Below are 20,782 nucleotides of genomic sequence, written 5' to 3' on the forward strand. Positions count from 1 at the left end.
CTGTTCCATTTGTCTCCTATTCCACTTGCTCTTTCAGCAAATCCAGCATTCTTTTGTAAAACTCCGGTTTAAAATGAATTCCGTCCGAGTCGTACAGATCATCTGAGCCGTTTGAAAATATCGGGGACAAATCAACAAATCCAATATTTTTCTTCTCCGATTGCTCTTTTAAGCCTTGGTTATAATCATTGATATTTTTGTATCTCGGTTCCAGCTTTTCCGCTTCCACCGTCACTGGAGTGACCGTTAAAAGTGTAATTTTTGCTTGCGGAAGTTTTTCCTTGATCGTACCGATCAGCTTCTCATAGTTTTTCATAGAATAGTCTTTGGGATTATCCACAGGCCACAAAATGTCATCTGAACCCAATTGGATAAAGATATGTTCCGGGTCCCGCTTGATCAACTCATCAATATCTTCCAGTGCAAATTCCGCCGTTTTTCCTGCGCCGGCCAGAACATTCTCCTCTTCAAGTACATCATGAAAGGATAAACCCTCTGTAATGGAATCTCCAAAAAATACGCTAGTCCGGAAAAGTGCTTGATAAGCAGTTTCCGCTGAGCCTTTTGATTCGGTTGCCTGTTCTTCGGCTTGGGGGTTAGGTTGCTGCGGGTTCGAACTTGCGGATTCATTTCCGCATGCTGCCAAGGCAAGTGTCATACCCCCAAGCAGTAATGTCGTAACTATTTTCTTCATGATCATGTTTCTCTCTTTCATTTAATTTTTAGAGCTTTCTTAATTCCGGCCAGAATAGAGCTTGCCATCCGGTATCGGACAGCTTTCGTGAGCATTCCATTCTCTTCTTTCGATCGAGTCATACGTTCTCTCCTCCACCTGAAAAACAGTGTAATTGCTAGAGATAAAGATAAGGTGCAGATTATATCAAATTGTCATATAGAATTAGGTTTGCTACGGCAAATAAAAAGGAGCTGTCCCTCGCAGGTCAGAAAAAGACCTGCGAGGACAGCTCCCCAAAACTAACTATATATTTGTTCCTTTTTGAAAAAGAATTGAAACTGTTGTCCCAGCATTCTGAGTACTATCAATTTTTATAATAGCATCGTGAGCATCAACTAAGGCTTTTACAATAGACAGCCCGATTCCTATTCCCCCTGTTTTACGTGCTCTTGATTTGTCACCACGGTAAAAACGATGAAAGATAAATGGTAGGTCCTCTTTCGCTATGCCGATACCCTCGTCTTTAATAATAAACCCGACATAATGCTCCATTTCTTTAATTGAAACCGTTACACTTTTTCCTGAAGGAGTATAATTTAATGCATTTTGAATGATATTCGTTAAAATTTGAATTAATCGATCATGATCTGCACATAAATAATACTCTTTATCTGTCTTTTTAATATTTAATTTTACACCTCTTTTGTTGAAAGATGGCTTAAATTGATTTTCGATTAAAGCAAGTATTTTTCCCGTCTCAATTTCAGTTTTATGTAATTGTATTTGAGGATTTTCAGCAGACAAAAGTTTCTCTAATTCGTTCACAAGCCTGACCAATCTCATCAATTCATCATGACTTTGTTGAAGTCTTTTTTGAGTGGGTTCCCAAACTCCATCCTGATAGGCTTCAATTTGACTTCTTAAGGTTGCTAGAGGTGTCCTAAGCTCATGTGCAAGATCTCCTGTAAATTGTTTTCTTAATAACTCTTCTCTAGATAGAGATTCAGCTAAATTATTAAAAGATGTTCCGAGTAATTTCATCTCTTCCGATAGATTTTCCACTGGTACTCGTACGTTCAAATTATGATTCTGAATTTCTTTAACTGCTTGCGAAAGACGATTAAACCCTGAAGTAAGCTTTTTAGAAAATAAAATACTAAACAACAATGAGAGAACAATTGTTAATCCCACTGCTACAATAATATAACGCTTGATTGTTTCTAAAAAAACAAATTCTTCATCAACCATTCCTAGTGGATAAAAAGCTTCGATCGTTCCAATTTTTTTATTATCGATCATTATTGGATATAAAGTAGAATGTAACTTTTTATCTTGATTGCTAGGCTGCATCCCCATTTGTTCCATCATGTTAATCATTGATGTAGAATCAACCTGTAACCCCCCTTCAATATCAAACACCTTATAAAATAATTTCTCTATCATAGCCTGTTCATGCATATAGTTAAAAATCTGATTATTCTTGAATTCCCCAGTCTTTTTATATTCAGCCACTATTTCTTGTTTAATGCGATTAATCTTTTTTTCTCGATCCTGATTGAGATAATTCACAAAACTAGATTCAAAACCCCATTGAATCGATAGGCTTACAAAGACGATTCCACTTAATGAAACTAAGAGAATGTAAAAAAGAATTCTAAAGCGCAATGTCTTAAACATCCATTTTTCCTCCGAATTTATATCCCATACCAAATACTGTTAAAATAAAATTAGGATGTCTTGTATCATCTTCAATCTTTTTCCTTAAGTTTTTTATATGAGTATCAATATTTCGTTCATACCCTTCAAAAAAAGTTCCATCTTCCTGTACTTTTGCAAGTAAATCCGCACGACTATACACACGACCAGGATAATGAACGAAATTCGTAAGAAGCTTATATTCAATAGGTGTTAACGCAATAATATTTCCATCAACCTTTACTTCTTTCTTAAAAAAATCTAGAACAAGCTTGCCATTATTAAAAGCCATGTGCTTGGTAGTTCCATCCTTATTAACTCTCCTTAAAATGGCTTGTGCTCTCACAACTACTTCTCTCGGACTAAAGGGTTTTATTACATAATCATCTGCCCCTATTAAAATCCCATTGATTCTATCTTCCTCAGCAGACCTTGCTGTTAACATAATGATCGGTACATCATTATCTTTCCTAATTAGGCTACAGACTTCTTGACCAGAAATATCCGGAAGCATCAAGTCAAGTACAATAAGATCTGGGTTGTCATTCCTTGCTTTTCTCAATGCTTCTATTCCGTTCTCAGCTATTATCACACTGTATCCTGCTTTATTGAAATAAGCTTGAAGAATTTCTGTAATCATCGGCTCATCATCGACTAAAAGGATCTTAATCACTATTATCACCTCAATTCGTAGTTTATCACTTTTAGAAATTAATAAATCAATCTCCATAACTTCCACATAAGTTCTCCATCATATCTCCATTTATTCAGTTTATTCTAGAACCAAGAAGGGAGAGGAAATAGAATGAAAAAATTAGCTATCGGAATTTTAAGCACAACATTTATTTTAGGAGCAGGAACTTATGCATTTGCACAAGGAACTGGGAATGGATTTTTGAACTTTGAAGAAATGAAGCCGTATATGCAGAAAATGCATCCGAACTTCAACGACAAAGAGCTACAAGATATGTACCAGGCATGCCATGGAGAAGGCGGGATTATGGAAAATGGTAGCCCACAAGGTATGATGAATAAATTCTAACCATGAGGTGAAACGAGATGATGGGAGTACCTGGATTTGGAATGATGGGTTATGGTCTTTTTGGATGGCTAATAAACCTTGTCGTTATAGGATTTGTAGTGTACTTTGCCGTCAAGCTTGCATTGCAGGCAAAGGATAAGAATTGATTTGATTATTATCCCCCCTTATTAAAGGATTGGTCTCTACCAATCCTTTATCTTTTTCGTTTAACAAAAAAACTAGCCCAACTTTATTTAATGATAACGTTGGGCTAGCTGTATTGGACATCATAAGAATATCTAGAGTTTAAGTGCCGTTGCTATAAATGTCTGCATCTCAGCAAATGTCTTAAACATTTCCTCCCCCTTCCCTCTATCATGGGAACCCTCCGCAATAACGCGAAGAAGGATTGGATTCTCACTCTGATTCAACTCCTGCATTTTTGCAGCAAATTTTTTCGCATGATAAGGAGGGACATTATTGTCAAATTCACCTGTTTGTAAATATATTGCTGGATACTTGGCTGGTTTTATATTGTGGTATGGTGAATAGGAAAGCATGTAATCAAATAGCTCTTTATCCATTGGATCACCATACTCCGTTATATACATAGGACCTCTATCGTCATTTTTAAATCTTATCATATCTGTATGAGGAACTGATGCAATAACTGCCCCCCAAAGGTCAGGGCGGAGTGTGGTCAAGGCTGTCATTAATAATCCCCCATTCGATCCACCACAAATTGCAATTTTCTTGGGGTTAGTCCATCCTTTCTCAATTAACCATTCTGTTATATCAATAAAGTCAAAAAATACGTTTTTCTTGTTTTCTAAATTCCCTTCCCTGTGCCATTGGGTACCATACTCATTTCCCCCGCGTATGTTGCAATTGACATAGACAAGTCCCTTTTCCACCCATTCATGAATATCCATCCCTATGAAAAAGTTTGCAAAGGACGGAGGCATAGCATGATTATAACCACCATAGCCATACATTAAGGTGGGGTTATTACCATCCAAATCGATATCCTTTTTATGAACAATGAAGGCAGGAACCCTAGTCCCATCACGGACTACAATAAACTCTCTTGTAACAGTAATATCGTCTTTTACATCTGCTTCCTCTGTTACAAATGCTGTTTTAAGTTCATCCGTTTTTAAATTATATTTAAGTCTACTAGGTGGGATTAAGAAGGATTCAAAGCCAAAATATATGATGCCTGACGGTGAAACTACTGTTGAATTAAATCCTCCTATTCCGGCTACTGTCCCCATTTCAGATGGTAAAGTTAAATTTTTAATCCACTCACCTTGATAATCAAAAACAGCTAACTCTGAAACAACGTCGTTCATATAGGAAACGATTATTTTTTCATCTTCCGCTATTGCACCTTGAATAATCTTTCCACATTCCGGGATTACGATTTTTGCATTTTCATAGGTTCCGCCGCTCGCATCAATAGCAATGATTTTACCAAAAGGGGAGTTATCGTTTGAAACAACATAATGGTAATGATTTGTTGTGCCTATATATTCAAAACCACCCACTATATTTCCGGTTAAGAGGCGTGCTTCCTTTTTATCAGCTTCGATCATTATAAGCTTACTGTTTACATAATCAGTACATATTTGGGCAAATATGTATTTGCCATCCCTAGAGGCCTTTAGCATGATAAAAGGAGAATTTTCGTAATAAATGAATACTGTTTCTGTCACATCTGTTTTCCAATTATACGTCTTAATATAATTTATATTTATTCCTTTCTCATGGTCAACCTCCGCATCAGAGAAGTACATTGTTTCCCCATCGCCCGACCAGACAGCAGAAAAGCAGTTATCTATTTGCTTAAACAATTCCTTTGTTTGATAGTTGTAAATCAATGCAGATGGACGTGCTGCACCATGAGGATTTGCAGAAACAATGCATAGTCCATTGTCATTTGGTGAGGGGCTTACATCATAAATATTAAATTTATTGTCAAACATATTACCATTGGCAATAATATCAAGTTCATTATATTCTAAGTCTAAAATAACTGCAGACATTTCCCCTTTCCCATTCATTTTGCCAGCAAAAATTTTATCTCCTAGCTCATATTCACCAAAATATTCAGTTCTTATTACTTTTTCACGTAGCGTCTTTTGAAGTCCTTGAACATCATCCTTAATTGAAGTAGCAAAATAGTTTTCAGTAAACCTATTTTGTTGTTCGACCCATTCTAATACCTCTGGGTCCTTTGCATTTTCAAGCCAAACAAAGGGATCAGACAAGGTTGTTCCATGGTAAATCTCGCTAAATTCAACTTTTTTTGTATGAGGATATTTTATTTTCATTATTTATACCTCTTTCACTTTTTATTAAATAATGGCCCGCAGCCCGTCTGCATAAAATACAGATAAGCAACGGACCATCTAATTTCTATATGCTATGAACTTTTTTCTTTTGCAAATAATCTGCAACTAAAAGCCCACATTCCAACTGTATAGCAACGAGATTTTTAATAGGTACAACCTGATAATTTATTTTCTCTTCCAATTCTTCACTAAGTTCTTTTAATTTTTCAAGTGCGCTGTCAAACGACTCTTTCAAAGTATCTTTTTTATTCTGATTATCTTCGTTATTCTCTGCCATCTTTGTTAATTCGGTTTCACTTGCCCTTACCAATAAGCCATAGGAGAGCATTTTATAAAACTTTGTGACTAATAGATTGTCAAACTTCTCTGCAACTGTCGCAGTCTTAGAGAAATCAGGATTTACCGAAACCATTGTTCTCGTAGCGGCGTTGCTTTCCTTATTGTCGGTAAATGCCTCCAATGCTAATCGGAAAGGATTCCGTTCATCTGTAAAATCTTTGATTTTATTTAGCGTTTTTATGATAAATTCATCTGCCTCTTCTGTAAAATCAAGACTCTGCAAGACAGCATCCTTTCTACTTAAATCCGATTCCGTCAAATCTTTGATTCTTTCATCATAGAAATAAGGCAATTCAGTCAACAAGGTAAACGATCCCCACTTTTCCTTCGCGTAGTCGGCGCTACACGTACCAACATTTAGACTCTTCTCAGGATTTTCAATGCCGTACTCTTCCAAATAGTCATAATTTTGGCGAATTCCTAAACTTTGATAAATAGCAGGATCATATGTTACACAGTAAGGTGCTTCTGGTTCTCCCAAGCTGAGTGGAACCCCTTGTTTTGTTGCTGCATTCCTCATATCATCGTAGATTTCGCGAGTTTCGCTCGTAATATACCAGTACGCACCACCAAAACCAGCATTATGCAGTGAATAGATGAACTTTGGTTTTATCTCATCAATAAGATTCATCATCGCTTCGGTTTCAGGAATAGCTTTACTAAAATGCAAATTTTTATAATCAATTGGGAAAGTCCAGTCTACTTGCTGATGTCCAGCAGGTCTGAAAAAGTTCCGCGAGTATTGATATAGGGTAAATGGTCCTTTAAACCATTTTTCATTCAGCTTTGTACCGTCTGCATCCCATGCCTTTATGACGTACCAAGTATAATCCAACTCTTCCCGCAAGGCATCATTGCTCGCAAGCTCCCTTGTAAAATACTCCAACATCATTGCCCCAATAGGTTCATTTGGATGAGGCAATCCGAACATAAGCGCATTATTTGAACCATTTCCAATTTTCAAACAATAGAGAGGGTGGTTTTCTCTCGTTCTCCCCATTTCAAACAGGTCTACTACATCCGGAAACTCTTCAGCCAGTTTGCGACTGCTTGCATCCATCTCTTCAACAGTTAAAAATTCTTTATAATCAGGAATTTGGTTGATTACCTCATCAAATATTTTTTTCATAACCTACCTCCTCGTATATTAGGTCAAAGGATAAACATTCTATCTAAAGGTATTAATTATTTTATATCAGTATAGGTATACTCTGCCCATCCCCATTTACCAGCACCATCAATCGGCAGGTTTACATAGTCAGCATTATTGGCATCGTAACCTGCATAAGCAACAATCGGTACATAAGGAAGATCCTTAGCTAACAATGCCTGGGCTTCTTTATAATATTGGGCTCTCATCGCTTGATCTCCGGTTGCAGCTCCTTTTGCTGTTAATTCATCAAACTGAGCATTGCTATATTCACCGTAGTTGCTTCCTTCTCCAGTACCAAACCTTTTAGCTAAAGCTGCGGGATCAGGACCCATAAATCCACCTTGAAGTTCAAGCATAAAGTCTCTATTAACGCTAACCTTTTGGCTCCATGCATTGAATTCACTTACCTTTACCTCTATGCCGATGCCTGCCTCAGCTAAAGTCGCTTTCATCAGGTTAGCCATATCCGGATACCCGCTTCCTTCAAATACATCTAGCGTAATACCTGTTACATAGAAACCGTCTGCATTCTTCTTATATCCCGCATCCTCAAGGATTTTTCGCGCTTCTTCAATACTAAAATGTGGGGATGTCCCCTCGCTGTTGGACACCCATTCGATGAGGGCTGGATACATATTGAACTCCGGTTTCTGGACGCCATTGTAAACTTTTTTTGATATTTCCTCCTTATTTATTGCAGTGGCAATTGCTTTTCTTAGATTGACGTCTTGCAATACCTTATCATTCAGATTAAATATCATTCTGGCAGGTGAAGGATACTCATTTAATGCCATTCTTATTTTGTCATTTGCATTCAATTGGTCAACACTTGACGATGGCACATTGTCAAAAACATCAATCTCTCCATTAATTAGAGCCTGAATGGCCGTTTGATCGTCCGGGATGATGGAAAAAACTAGTTTATCAAGCTTTGGGGCTCCATCATGATAGTCTTTATTAGGTAGCAAGGTAACATTTACCCCTTGCTTAAATTCGGAAAATTTAAACGGACCGGAACCAATCGGATTTTTAGAGGCTGGATTATCCTCCCATTTCTCACCATTATTAAAAACATGTTCAGGCAGAATAAAGGTAGCATACCAACCAAGGTCAGCAATAAAAGAAACGTCTGGGTTATTCATTTTAAAAATGACTGTGTGATCATCTGGAGTTTCAATGGAACTAATAATTTCAAGTCTTGTACTGAAATAGTAGGTTTTATTTTCCTTTATCGTGTCAAAAGTGTATTTTACATCTTTACTCGTCACAGGCTTTCCATCATGCCATTTTGCGTTTTCCTTCAAATTGAAAGTAATAACTAACCCATCATCGCTTACTTCCCAATCCTTTGCTAGATCAGGAATGATTTGTTTGGATGCATCTAATTTAACTAATCTGTTATAGAGATTCTGCACAATGGCATACGCATTGTCATCCGCTATTGTATCAGGGTTAAATGACATGGGATCGCCAGTTGCCCTAGCTATCAATACTTTTTCTTTTTGAGAGCCTGTTTCTGTTGAAGTACCTGAGCACCCAATGGTGAGTATGGAAACGAAAGCTAGTATTAATGTTAGGCTAAAGAATTTCCCTTTCATAATATCTCTCCTCGTCATAATTTACTTGGAATGTTCTAGCAAGCTAGTCCTCCGGGTTTCCTCTCAATTACTACTAAAGACATTTGCTTAACCCTAATGAAAGGACGAAAATCTTTCTTCAACCTCCAACCCTTTACTAGTTGATAATCTTGCCCCATAATCAGCTCCTTCCACGTTATTATCCTTTTACTCTATTTAATTCAATCTATCACAGGCTACTAGATGTCCTTTACTGACTTCTATAGCGGCCGGATATTTTTGAAAACATTCCTCTGAAGCCTTAAAGCACCGTGGAGCAAAATAGCAACCTGGCCCTGGATTAACCGGGGTAGGCGGTTCTCCCTGAATTTTTATTATTTCCTTTATTTCTTCTGGATCGGTTGATGAACAATTGGAAATTAAAGCTTGGGTATATGGGTGCTTCGGATCGTTTATGATTGTATCACTATCCCCATACTCCACTACCTTACCTAAATACATGACAGCTATTTTGTCTGAAATGTATCGTGTCAAAGCAATATCATGACTGATAAAAATAACTGTCGCATTCTTTTCTTTACTTAAGGATAGAAGCATGTTGATAATCTCGGCACGGACTGAAACATCCAACATTGAAACTGGTTCATCTGCAATGATAAATTTTGGTTCAAAAAGCATGGAACGCAGGATGGATATTCGTTGTAGCTGACCTCCCGATAGTTCATGGGGGTATCTCTTCATGATCTCCTCTGCCGGCCGAAGACCACCTGATTCCAATGTCTTTATACAAATTTCTCTTCTTTCTTCAATCGTTTTTCCAATTCCATGAATTTTTAGAGGTCTCATTAATATCTTTTCGATTGTATCTCTTGGAGTAAATGTATCAAATGGATTTTGAAAGACGATTTGCACCATTCTTCTAAATTTTTTAGTATCCTTCTGCATTAGTTCTTTGGTCGAGACACTATCAATGTATACATCGCCATGTGTCGGGTTTTCAAGCCTAGCGAGCACCTTGCCTAAAGTGGTTTTTCCACAACCACTTTCGCCAATTACCCCTAAGATTTCCCCGCGTTCAAGTTCAAACGAAACTTGATCTACTGCCTTTATCCATTTCTTTTCCTCCCGGAACGTCTTTAAAAGATTTTTAGATTTTTGTGGATACCACATGGAGATTTGTTCAATCTTTATATATGGGCTGTCTTTCCTCACTTATTAGCTCACCTCCGTTTGAATACAAATGACACCATACTGTGCTCTCATCCGGCATTTCCTCACCAACCGGCTTCTCATGTATACATTTTTCCGTAGCATATTGGCATCTTGGAGCAAAAATACAACCCTCATGTATCTTTGAGAGATCCGGTAGATAGCCGCCAATACTAGTTAATTTCGATTTCTCGCCCTTGAGTGAAGGAAAAGAGGACAAAAGCCCCCTTGTATAAGGGTGTTTTGGATTCTTTAGAACATCCTTCACATATCCCGATTCCATGAATTCCCCAGCATACATGACGGCAATTTTATTGCAGGAAGCAGCTACCACCGATATGTCATGGGTAATCATAATCCTCGTTACATCCAAGGTTTGTTCCATTTTTACAATTTCATCCAATATTTGGCCTTGTGTTACTACATCAAGAGCAGTCGTTGCTTCATCCATAATTAATAATTTTGGATTGTGGATTAGACTTATCGCGATCGACACTCTTTGCAGCATGCCACCAGACAATTCATGAGGATACATTGAATAGACTCTCTCCGAAAGATTTACCAATCGGAGTAAGTATGTTATCCGACTAAATATCTCTTCCTTGCTCGCATTCGGTTTATGCACCCTATAAATATCTTCTATTTGTTTACCAATTCGATGTACTGGGCTGAGAGAATTCATAGATTTTTGAAAAACAGCCGCTAGCTCCCTCCACCTAATGTTTCTCAATTCTTTCTTATTTAATTGAACTAAATCTTTATCGATAAAATTAGCAATTCCTGTAATCTGCGTACTCTTTTCCGGTAGCAACCTTAATAGCGCCATCGCTAAAGTAGATTTACCTGAACCAGACTCTCCCACAATGCCTAAAGAGTCACCCTTTTTCATTTTTAAGTTGACGTTTTTTACAGCGTATACCTTTTTGCTTTTATTCTTATATGTCACACTAAAATTGTTGATCTCCAAAATATGAACCATTATTCCCCACCCTTCCTGTTGCTATGTTTCGGGTTCAGAACATGGTTTAACCCATCACCCAGCAAATAAAACACTGTTACTGTCAGAACAATCGCCACTCCAGCAAAAGTCGCAATCCACCAGGCTGTAGTTATATATTGCTTACCAGTAAAGATCATTTGTCCCCAGCTAATTACGTTAGGATCACCGAGCCCTAAAAAGCTGAGCCCCGCTTCCGTTAAAATCGCATTTGACATGCCGATTGTCGTATTTGCCACGACCGGAAAAATACCATTTGGAATAATGTATTTGAATAAAATTTGAGACTTACTTTCTCCCATAGCAATAGCGCTCTTTACAAATGTCCTTTCCCTTAGTGAAAGAGCCTGTGCCCTAATCAATTTGGCATTACTTGGCCAAGTAGTAAGACCTATTACAATCATGACATTCGTAATACTATTATCAAAAAGTGCGATTACTAGAAGGATTAGAAAAAACGTCGGTACCATCATGAATGCATTAATACATTCTGTAACAATCAAATCTAACTTACCGCCAAAATAGCCAGCGATACCGCCAATTAATATTCCTAACACGGCAGAAATGAGAGCAGAAATAACGGCTACCATCAGAGAGGTCCTTGCCCCATAGATAATCATACTGAAAATATCTTGACCTAGATGATTAGTTCCAAGTAAATGTCCATTCACTCCTACACCATTTAAAATATTTTGGCCAAAGTGATATGGGTTAAACGGAGCAATAATCGGTGAAAAAATGACAACAAGTAGTAGAAAGAGTATGCCACACACTCCTAACTTAAGCTGTATGTCACTGTTGATTACTTTAATAGTTGTATAAGTATTCCTTTTAACACTCAACATAATAAGTCCCCCCTTTAGAATCGGATTCTCGGGTCTAATGCGGCATAAATGATATCTACCAACACCATGACAACCGCTACTGAAATTGACATAACCAGATAGATTCCCATCAAAGTGGGATAATCCCGCTGAGTGATGGCAGTAAGCATTAAGCTGCCGGTTCCCGGCCAGGCAAAGACGGTTTCTATCAAAGCAACCCCTGTAATTAAATAGGCCATCGAAATGCCAAAAATGGTGATAGTAGGTAAAATGGCGTTCCGGAGTATATATTTATTGAAAATTTTTCTCTCGCTCATTCCTGTCGCCCGTAAGGTGACAATAAAATCCTCATTCGTTACTTGTAAGATGGAGGATTTTGCAATTCGAAAATAAATTGGAATTTCCACTAGCAATAATGTACCCACAGGCAAAACCATATGGACGATTACATCGATAATGTAATCGAATCCGGTATGTGCTTCCCGGGTATTAATCATTCCGTAGGAGGGAAGAAGACCGAGAATGGATGAAAAGACAATAATTAGCATCAAACCAAGCCAAAAAGCGGGCATGGAATTAAAAATATAGGCTACCCCTGAAAAGAAGACGTCAATTTTGGATCCTTCGTTTTTTGCTGCGTACATCCCCATCAATGTTCCAATTATTAGCGCCAAAACCGCAGCAGTAAGTACCAATAAAAGAGTTGGGGCAATTCTCTCAGTTATCATTGTGATGACCTGCTTGTTGTAAATTATTGATGTTCCTAGGTCTCCAGTTATGGCGTTTTTCAGATAAACAGCATACTGGGTTACCATTGGTTTATCAAAACCATATTTTTGTTCCAAAGCTGCTCTTAAAACAGGATCATCATTATCTTTACCCATAATCGTTGAAATGGGATCTCCAGGAGCTATCTTGATAATAATGAAATTGATTGAAAATACCACCAAAATGGTTAATAGCCCCATTAATAGTCTTCTAGTCACATATCTTTTCACTCGTTTCCCCCCTATAGTGTATTTTTATCTAGTAAATATGGATTCTTGTGATTTTTTTCTCTCCACATATGAACGTGTTCATATTATACTGAAAATATTAGCAACATTATTTAGTGGTGTCAACAAGTATTCAGATTATTTTAAATTATTTTTTAAGTGTGTATACTTTTAATTAACTGACTATAACCGAGGAGGATCTCTATGCCAAAGCAAACTTACTTCAATTTACCACCTGAAAAAAAACAAAGAATTATGGACGCTACATATGAAATTTTTATTACGGAGAATTATGAGGATGTAAACATTAGGGATATTGCAAAAAATGCCGGCATTTCGATTGGCAGTTTCTATCAATATTTTTATGACAAAGATGATTTGTATTTATACTTTTTCAATTGCATTGAAAAGAAATATATGGATAAGCAAAAGGAGAAAACAAGCAGTATCTTATTCGGGAAAGAAACGGTTCCTATCGAGGAAGTATGTACAAAAATTGAGATTGAATTTAATCGGACATGGTATAAAGTCCCCATGGAAGTAATGCAAAAGTTTTATTTTGGCGAATATAGCAAGGAACTGGATGCGCCTTTAATGGATGAACTAATGGAGTACAAAAATGCTGGCAAATTAAAGGATACTGTTGACATTCAATTTATTTTCCATTTATACGCTACATCCATGTTTAATATATTGAACTACTTTAGAGAGAACAATATTACAGATGAAAATGAACGATTGGAAATCAAGCAAAAGTATTATAAGGATATATTTCTTAATGGTATTCTGAAGGATTAATAAGGGCTCACCAACAATGCAATAATAATTATTAAAACAAGCCACATTTTTATTCACTATCAGAACTACCCTATTTTCTAATGATCCAATTCATTTAATAATCTTAAAAAGGGAATTAACACTCCTTGTGATAATTCCCTTAATTGTCTCTCACCTTCACTATATTAAAATAGCGTTTCCACTATAACGTAGAAACGCAACCTTTTGTTCAATAAGAACTTGTATCTATGAATCAAATAATAGGAGATAACTCAGATCACATCATACCTTATGAGCAAATTCTACAGTTTTTTAGTCAATGGAAACAAAACACAATCCTTAATTGTATCACTATTTGTTAGTACCATTAACAAGCGTTCAATTCCAAATCTCCATCCAGAAATAGGGGGCATCCCATATTCCATTGCAGTTAGATAATCTTCATCCATCTCCATAGCTTCTAAATCCCCATTACTCTTGAGAAGGGCTTGAGCTTCCAGCCGTCTTCTTTGTTCAAGAGGATCTACTAACTCTGAATACGCATTTATTATTTCAGCACCGTTAACTACTAACTGGAATCGATCTGTTAGAGTAGGGTCAATATCATTAGCCCTAGCTAATGGAGATAAATCGATAGGGTGCTGGATTAAAAATGTCGGGTTTACAATTTGAGGTCGGCTCACTTTCTTATATAGTAGATCAATGAAATTGCCTCTTCCTAAAGATTCAATATCCAAATGTTCTAAATCAATATTTTTCCTTTTCGTTTCTTGGTATAAACCTTTAACATCAGGATAAAGGTCAATATCAATCCCTGTGTCCTTTAAGATTAAATCCCTGAACGAAATAATGTCCCAATCTAATGAAAAATCAACCAGTTGACCCTGTATGGTAATGATAGTTGTGTTAAATGTTTGTTCAATAACAAAGAGAACCATATTTCTCATAAATTTCATTGTATCTTTATAATTCCAGTATGCAGCATAGCCTTCTACCATTGTAAATTCCTGAAGGTGCTGAGGACTGATTCCTTCATTTCTAAAACACTTTGCAATTTCAAATACTTTCGTAAATCCACCTACAATTAATCTTTTTAAATAGGTTTCTGGGGCAATTCGTAAGTTTAATTCTGTGTTTAAAGAATTATGATAAGTCCTAAAAGGCTTAGCTAATGCACCCAGTGAAGTATGATGTAATACAGGAGTTACAACCTCATAGAAATTTTGGTCCTCAAAGAATCTCCGATTGGCACGCACCATTTTCGTTCTTGCTATAAAACGACTTTGCGTTTCCTTTGTCATGATTAAATCTAAATAACGTTGCCTATATCGAGTTTCAATAGTACTTAAACCATGCCAATTCTCTGGTAAAGTTCTTAAGGCTTTCCCAAGAAATATATAACGCTCAATTCGCAGTGTTTTCTCATTTGTTTTGGGTCAGTATATAAAAGAAAGGTGGTATGAGAAGTCGAGATTAAGCACTCCCTCTTACTCGATTATCATTTGATTAGCAATTTCGATAATATCTTTTTTATGTTGTTTATTAGAAATATTATTGTTCATATATAGGATAGAATAAGATATTTTATCTTTGCTAAAAGACAAAGCCTTACCTGAATAAATAGCCACAATATCACCTTTAAGTTCAATAGGTTCCGTATTGGAGGTATCGATGTTACTCTCGATGTTAGAAACAGAAATTATTAATAAGATTTTCTCATCTTTGTTTTTTGAGAAAGATTTAAACTCTACCATAAAAACCTTACCATCGTGTTTAAAATCCATAAATGTTGGTGGCTGGAAAGGTGTTGATTCAAAAGGTAGTTTTTTAGGTAATTTTATTTCAAACGGAAGAGCCACCAATCCTGCTTTTAAAGAGGATGCTTCATAGGAAATAGGTATCTTTTCTTGCTGTTGCTCTGTTAAATCTTCCATCTCTATTTTATTTAATTTCGATGTATCAAGTGTCCCGTTTTTAGTGTCCTGACACCCCGTTAATAAAATCCCCATCAGAACTACAACGGAAAGAAATTTCATATTAGATCTCCTCTCTTTGAAAAATTCTGAATTCATGTTCATATTAACATATATCTGGAAAAAATCCTTGAATGTTAGTCGAAACAATCCAATTAGTGTAAAAAAAACACCCCTTTAGATAACCATATCCAAAGGGGTAAAACTCCACATTTTTTTGGAAGCATTGTGACTTTATCTTAAAACTACAACTTCTTAATACATCAAAGTTGATATTATTTTATTGCGATTGTTTTTTGATTTCCATCGATAACAGTTAATGTGTTTTGTTTAATCGTCACTAGAATGCCTAAACTACGTAAGAAAAACTCATCTTCTTTAACCGCATGTAACTCAAGTGGCATTGTACTTGGTAAGAAAATATATAAGTGATTATCTTCTAGTAAAGCTACTTCAATCACATGTTCAGGGTGTTCTTGCAGTTGGTATTTGCCTTCATAGCGCTGTAAAGTTTCGGATGGTAAATGGACAGCTTTTATTTGCTTAGGCTTTTTCGGTAACTGGAATTCATTTGTGATAAGTGTTTGTTCAATCGCTTCCCCGATCGCTAATTCATATTCTAATTCTTGTTCTTTGCTTCGTAAAAAGACAAAGATAGTTTTAGCATGCAGATAAATTTTAAATGTAGTTGCATAGCCAGGCCAGCCTCCGCTATGCCATACGCATTTTCCCAGTTGTTGATCTTCATTAATAAACCAGCCCAAACCGTAAGCAAAAGGTTGTTCTACCGTTTGTGTCGATGGAATAAAGGCTTGCATAAGTAATGCTTCATTCCAAAGCTGTGCATAAATGATAGCACGACCTAATTTCCATAAATCCTCTACCGTTGAATAGATCCCCCCATCACCAGTAATATAATTCAAGCAGGTAGTACCTTTCGTTTCTGCAAATTCAGCAGGATTAACATGGTGACCAGCATACACATCATACACATAGCCATGTGCAATTTCATTCGTATTTTGTTCTGTAAAAGTTAATGAAGTTACAGTTGTGTGGGTCATATTTAGCGGTTTAAAAATAGCCTCTGTCATATAGTTAGAAAAACTTTGATTAGTCACACGCTCGATTAAAAGAGCGAGTAACACATATCCTGTATTGCTGTATTCCATTCGTTCACCTGCTTCAAAAAGGCGAGGTGGCGCATATTGAGTTAATAGCTGCAGTACATCTTCATTTGTCGCAAATGTTGTTTCGTCCCAATGCTCTGTAAACAATTCCATATAATCAGGCAGACCTGATGTATGTTGTAATAAGTGTCGCACAGTAATATTAGTGTAAGGCAATTTACCGAACCATTGGTTAATATCATCATCTAATGTAATTTTATTTTCTTGTACTAATAGTAAAATACCCAATGCTGTAATGGGTTTTGATACGGAAGCTAAGTTAAAATATTGATGAAGTTGCATTGGGGCATGTGTTTGAATAGAAGCTTCGCCATAGGCACCTTGTAATAAAATTGTCTCGTCTTGTGCAAGTAGTACAGTACCATTAAACGTGTTTTCAAGCTGTTCTTTTACCTTATTCCAATCCATCATTTGTCATTACCTCCTCAACAATTTGATGCAAGCGTAGAATTAAACTACGCAGTTGCTCTAAATCTTTCACTGGCATTTTGCTATAAATTTTTTCAATAATGAGCTCGTTAATTTGTTCTTCTCGATGATAATATGCTTTTCCGCGTTCAGCCATCATGACAACCACTTCTCGGCGATTGTTTGGGTTAATGTCGCGCTTGAGATAATTTTCTTTTTCAAGTCTTGAAACTATTTGACTTACGGCACTAGGAGAACTCTCCATATAGTGCGCAATATCGCCCATCATACATCTTCCATTCTTTTGTACAAAATCAAGTACCATCGTTTGCTTCGTTGATAAATCATCTTCAAACAAAGCTTCTTGTGCTTTCACTAATTTTGCATTCATTTCATAAGAATATTGACTAATGTCATCAACAATTTGTTTAATTTCTTTATTCATTTTAATCACCTTAATTGTTTATGTAACTAAAATATAAAACAACATAAATCATTTTGTCAAATATAAACCTTTACTCTGGGTATGTAGATTGGTGAAAAAAGTTTATTCCTTTCTCGGAATCTTTTTGAAAGCTACTTTCCAAAGAGCAGCCAAACAAATAATGGCAATCGTCATATATAGATAGATTCCGTAAGAGAACAAAGTGCTCTTACTTGGGAAAAGATTATTAGATAATTTGTTGGGAACCGAAGCGATATACACCACACAGGTTAGGATTAAAGCTCAAAACGGGGATGTCCCAAAAGTGGACAACCCCATTTTCTTATCAGCTCTTGTGTGACGAAAAGCCATTTGAATCCGTGTTTTGTTAGTGGTACACAAATAATTTGTTGTTTAACCTTTTATCCATAAATGTGCTTTGCCGGATACCACCGCCAGCATTATTTACCAACACATCAACCGCTAAATGTAGAAAGAGCTTCTTCAACCATTGAGTTCACTTCTTCTTTTTTCATCACATCAGCTTAAATGGCAATTAAATACTAAGATAAGACTCTATAGAGTTTTTCATATAGTCAACTAGGGCTATCACCTCGGACTCCATTCCTTCCCACTTATCAACATACTCTCCTCGATAGGCTTTTCTGGCTAAATCGAGTAAAGTCGCATGTTCATTAGGTAGCAGAGGTATAGCCCATTTAGCAGCCACATCTTGGGTAGGAACTTATGCATTTGCACAAGGACTGGGAATGGATTTTTGAACTTTGAAGAAATGAAGCCGTATATGCAGAAAATGCATCCTAACTTCAACGACAAAGAGCTACTAGATATGTATCAGGCATGCCATGGAGAAGGCGGGATTATGGAAAATGGTAGCCCACCAAGTATGATGAATAAATTCTAACCAAGAGGTGATTCGAGATGATGGGAGTACATGGATTTGGAATGATGGGTTATGGTCTTTTTGGATTCCTAATAAACCTTGTCGTTATTGGATTTGTAGTGTACTTTGCCGTCATCCTTTTTAATTTTCCATGTTCATTTTATTCCATTTAAGTTTTTATTATTGTTTCTCCATAATTTCTCCATATTTATTTGATAAGGTTCTCTATGTCATTGAATAATAAGGGAGGAACAAGGATGAAGATAAAAACAACACTTTTAGCTGTTTCGCTTACTTCTATTCTATTAGTTGGTTGTGGAGAAACCAGTTCAAATGACGACGTTGCGTTAAAAGTTGAAAACATCAAAGAATTAGTGAGTGATTACAGTGGAGCGACTAATAAGAGTGAGTCTGCTTCAATTACTTCTCAACAGCTAATTGTAAATAAAGCAGATGGAGACAAATTTGTCTATGACTTATCTGAAGAAGATTTTTTCGTTTCGATTGCGCCTTACGTTGACCAAACCCACCCTTGAACGAATCATAGCTTGACAGGTTGTCAAGGTGAATTAGCTGATAAAGAGTTTGATGTATACATTGAAGATACAGAAGGTAATGTGATTTTGGACGAAAAGGTAAAAGCCCAATCTAATGGTTTTTTCGATTTATGGCTCCCAAGAGATAAAACATATCAAGTAAAAATTAAATATGATGGAAAAGTATCTGAATCAGAAATTTCAACTTTTGAGAATGACGGTACTTGTATTACAACTATGCAGTTAACCTAAAGGCACCTATATAGGTGCTTGCTTTTTCAGATTTTATTAAACTATTTTTCTGGTTGACCTTTTCTATATGGTCATATGATTACGGTAGTCGGGGTAGAACGTCGCCCCAACTACAGGTACCATATTAGACGTATTATCCTCTTCAAACTTGTTTCTTTTAAGATTTATCACCATTTTTTCACAAAATACAAAAAGGTCTTGGCGACCATACGAAAATTTCACTTAAAAAGGAGACTTTTTCAGTGACCTCGAACGATTCTAATGTTCCGATGAAAGAAGAAGAACCGTCCCCTGCTCATAAACTATTGAAGCATCTTCTCCAAATGCTTCATGGTTGGGGTTAAATTAGCATAGAAATAGGCTTCACGAAGTCTTCTTGCAGGGGCGCAATCTCTCAAGTACCCTGCACTTCCATGATGAAGCATACAAGCTTGGACAGCCTCTAAAGCGAGATAGGCGGTTTTTAGACGATGCTCGGCAATCTCGTTCCATTTCAGTTCATCCATACTGACAGCTTCTGCTAGCTTTTTCTTAATTTCACTTAAGGATTCCTGTAAATCGTGGGGTTGTATTTTTAAGAAACGGTTACATCCATTCTGCCTTGAAGTCATTTTCTCAATAGAAGCAATGGATGCCCCAATAATACCAAGACTTAGAGGAATTTGATTGGCGACAAAAGCTGGACGGATCTGTTCTGCAAATGAAGCAGCATTGTTCGCTAATACATTATCGTTAGGTACGAATACATCATTAAATATACAAGAATAAGTAGCACTTCCGTTTGCACCAAGATAGTCCACTTGCTCCTTTAATTTTAGACCATTAGCCTTGGCAGATACGAACAACGCCACTTTCTCATTCTCACCCACACTTGCAATAATTCCAAACCAGTGATCCTCTCCCAAATTCGAAACGGCAGGTAATGTGCCTGAAATTAGGTAGCCGTTCTCCGTTGGCTGAGCGCTTAAATGTAGATTTTCAAGACCAGCAAAATATTTCATTGCGTTGGAAATGCCTACTCCTCCTAGAATTTCACCCTTTTCAAGAGGAGTCAAAAACTTAGTTCTTAAAGCCCTATTATCTGTTTTGCGAAGAAAGATCAAGGCCCCAAGGTGGCACCAGAGACAAAAGGCAGTCGTCATACACACGAGGGCAATTTCTTCAACTAATTTCATGCCGTCCTTTAATATTTCTTTGTCTGTCTTACCTGAAGAGGACAACAAACCCACTTCACCAAGCTTCTTAAGGAAGCGTTCTGCATAATAGTCACCAGATTCAATTTTTTTCACATAAGGTTTTAAGTACTCATCAATCAATCCTACAAGTGTTTCATTTTTGTTTTCGATCCTACTCATCATTAACCACTCCGAATCTTCAAAGCTATCAATTTACGAACTTTATAAATTCCCACCTATTTAGTTGGTTTAACGACATGGTAATACATCTTGGTAAAGAAAACAATAAAATACTTAAATACCCAA

At 36.6% G+C, this 20,782-nt stretch carries 20 protein-coding genes and 1 pseudogene; 5 read left to right on the forward strand and 16 right to left on the reverse strand.

Annotation, left to right across the window (positions count from 1 at the left end):
- Positions 1 to 16 precede the first annotated feature (16 nt).
- From KDN24_RS22955 to KDN24_RS22965, 3 genes are all read right to left on the reverse strand, one after another.
- Positions 17 to 700 (reverse strand): GDSL-type esterase/lipase family protein, encoded by a 684-nt coding sequence (locus KDN24_RS22955; protein WP_409973927.1) that lies wholly within the window; start codon positions 698 to 700, stop codon positions 17 to 19.
- Positions 701 to 979: 279 nt separating this feature from the next.
- The gene (locus tag KDN24_RS22960; RefSeq protein WP_409973926.1) at positions 980 to 2,353 is read right to left on the reverse strand and encodes an ATP-binding protein; all 1,374 of its coding nucleotides are present in this window, start codon (positions 2,351 to 2,353) and stop codon (positions 980 to 982) included.
- On the reverse strand, positions 2,346 to 3,044 hold the full coding sequence (locus KDN24_RS22965) for a response regulator transcription factor (RefSeq protein ID WP_409974329.1): 699 nt from the start codon (positions 3,042 to 3,044) through the stop codon (positions 2,346 to 2,348). Before KDN24_RS22965 ends, KDN24_RS22960 begins: the two co-directional genes overlap by 8 nt.
- A gap of 132 nt (positions 3,045 to 3,176) precedes the next feature.
- Between KDN24_RS22965 and KDN24_RS22970 the strand changes: the two genes are divergently transcribed.
- Positions 3,177 to 3,413: a PLC family EF-hand domain-containing protein gene (locus tag KDN24_RS22970; RefSeq protein ID WP_491348182.1), complete on the forward strand. Its 237-nt coding sequence runs from the start codon at positions 3,177 to 3,179 to the stop codon at positions 3,411 to 3,413.
- A 17-nt stretch (positions 3,414 to 3,430) separates the two neighbouring features.
- Positions 3,431 to 3,559, forward strand: a complete 129-nt coding sequence (locus KDN24_RS22975) for a hypothetical protein (protein ID WP_491348183.1) — start codon at positions 3,431 to 3,433, stop codon at positions 3,557 to 3,559.
- 132 nt (positions 3,560 to 3,691) lie between these two features.
- Here the strand turns inward: KDN24_RS22975 and KDN24_RS22980 are convergent, their stop codons facing one another.
- The 7 genes from KDN24_RS22980 to KDN24_RS23010 all read right to left on the reverse strand — a co-directional run bounded on the left by KDN24_RS22980 (position 3,692) and on the right by KDN24_RS23010 (position 12,843).
- Positions 3,692 to 5,725 (reverse strand): prolyl oligopeptidase family serine peptidase, encoded by a 2,034-nt coding sequence (locus tag KDN24_RS22980; RefSeq protein ID WP_409973924.1) that lies wholly within the window; start codon positions 5,723 to 5,725, stop codon positions 3,692 to 3,694.
- A gap of 85 nt (positions 5,726 to 5,810) precedes the next feature.
- Positions 5,811 to 7,214: a M14 family zinc carboxypeptidase gene (locus tag KDN24_RS22985; RefSeq protein WP_409973923.1), complete on the reverse strand. Its 1,404-nt coding sequence runs from the start codon at positions 7,212 to 7,214 to the stop codon at positions 5,811 to 5,813.
- 56 nt (positions 7,215 to 7,270) lie between these two features.
- Positions 7,271 to 8,836, reverse strand: coding sequence for an ABC transporter substrate-binding protein (locus tag KDN24_RS22990; protein WP_409973922.1), 1,566 nt, complete (start codon positions 8,834 to 8,836; stop codon positions 7,271 to 7,273).
- 195 nt (positions 8,837 to 9,031) lie between these two features.
- On the reverse strand, positions 9,032 to 10,027 hold the full coding sequence (locus KDN24_RS22995) for an oligopeptide/dipeptide ABC transporter ATP-binding protein (RefSeq protein WP_409973921.1): 996 nt from the start codon (positions 10,025 to 10,027) through the stop codon (positions 9,032 to 9,034).
- Positions 9,996 to 11,003, reverse strand: coding sequence for an ABC transporter ATP-binding protein (locus tag KDN24_RS23000; RefSeq protein WP_409973920.1), 1,008 nt, complete (start codon positions 11,001 to 11,003; stop codon positions 9,996 to 9,998). The genes KDN24_RS22995 and KDN24_RS23000 overlap by 32 nt, the downstream gene beginning before the upstream one ends.
- Positions 11,003 to 11,866, reverse strand: a complete 864-nt coding sequence (locus KDN24_RS23005; protein WP_409973919.1) for an ABC transporter permease — start codon at positions 11,864 to 11,866, stop codon at positions 11,003 to 11,005. Before KDN24_RS23005 ends, KDN24_RS23000 begins: the two co-directional genes overlap by 1 nt.
- A gap of 14 nt (positions 11,867 to 11,880) precedes the next feature.
- Positions 11,881 to 12,843, reverse strand: a complete 963-nt coding sequence (locus KDN24_RS23010) for an ABC transporter permease (RefSeq protein WP_409973918.1) — start codon at positions 12,841 to 12,843, stop codon at positions 11,881 to 11,883.
- Positions 12,844 to 13,044: 201 nt separating this feature from the next.
- Between KDN24_RS23010 and KDN24_RS23015 the strand changes: the two genes are divergently transcribed.
- Complete coding sequence (locus KDN24_RS23015) at positions 13,045 to 13,638, forward strand: TetR/AcrR family transcriptional regulator (protein WP_409973917.1); 594 nt, start codon at positions 13,045 to 13,047, stop codon at positions 13,636 to 13,638.
- 281 nt (positions 13,639 to 13,919) lie between these two features.
- On the opposite strand, the gene KDN24_RS23020 is transcribed toward KDN24_RS23015, so the two are convergent.
- From KDN24_RS23020 to KDN24_RS23040, 5 genes and pseudogenes are all read right to left on the reverse strand, one after another.
- A complete protein-coding gene (locus tag KDN24_RS23020) occupies positions 13,920 to 14,918 on the reverse strand; it encodes an amino acid--tRNA ligase-related protein (protein WP_491348184.1) in 999 nt (332 codons plus the stop codon).
- Between the two features lie 186 nt (positions 14,919 to 15,104).
- The gene (locus tag KDN24_RS23025; protein WP_409973916.1) at positions 15,105 to 15,653 is read right to left on the reverse strand and encodes a hypothetical protein; all 549 of its coding nucleotides are present in this window, start codon (positions 15,651 to 15,653) and stop codon (positions 15,105 to 15,107) included.
- A gap of 212 nt (positions 15,654 to 15,865) precedes the next feature.
- Positions 15,866 to 17,188 carry a serine hydrolase domain-containing protein gene (locus tag KDN24_RS23030; RefSeq protein WP_409973915.1) on the reverse strand — a complete coding sequence of 441 codons (1,323 nt, stop codon included), beginning with the start codon at positions 17,186 to 17,188 and terminating at the stop codon, positions 15,866 to 15,868.
- Positions 17,172 to 17,630, reverse strand: coding sequence for a MarR family winged helix-turn-helix transcriptional regulator (locus KDN24_RS23035; protein WP_409973914.1), 459 nt, complete (start codon positions 17,628 to 17,630; stop codon positions 17,172 to 17,174). The genes KDN24_RS23030 and KDN24_RS23035 overlap by 17 nt, the downstream gene beginning before the upstream one ends.
- A 535-nt stretch (positions 17,631 to 18,165) precedes the next feature.
- Positions 18,166 to 18,342, reverse strand: a pseudogene (locus tag KDN24_RS23040) (aminoglycoside adenylyltransferase domain-containing protein); the annotation flags it as partial.
- Between the two features lie 209 nt (positions 18,343 to 18,551).
- Here KDN24_RS23040 and KDN24_RS23045 point away from each other — a divergent pair.
- A complete protein-coding gene (locus KDN24_RS23045; protein WP_409973913.1) occupies positions 18,552 to 18,686 on the forward strand; it encodes a hypothetical protein in 135 nt (44 codons plus the stop codon).
- An 84-nt stretch (positions 18,687 to 18,770) separates the two neighbouring features.
- A complete protein-coding gene (locus KDN24_RS23050; protein WP_409973912.1) occupies positions 18,771 to 19,301 on the forward strand; it encodes a CueP family metal-binding protein in 531 nt (176 codons plus the stop codon).
- Between the two features lie 302 nt (positions 19,302 to 19,603).
- Here KDN24_RS23050 and KDN24_RS23055 read toward each other — a convergent pair whose 3' ends face one another.
- On the reverse strand, positions 19,604 to 20,656 hold the full coding sequence (locus KDN24_RS23055; RefSeq protein WP_409973911.1) for an acyl-CoA dehydrogenase family protein: 1,053 nt from the start codon (positions 20,654 to 20,656) through the stop codon (positions 19,604 to 19,606).
- Between the last annotated feature and the right edge of the window lie 126 nt (positions 20,657 to 20,782).

Origin of the sequence: Cytobacillus sp. Bva_UNVM-123, from assembly GCF_046351715.2 — a bacterium.
Lineage (GTDB): Bacteria > Bacillota > Bacilli > Bacillales > Cytobacillaceae > Cytobacillus.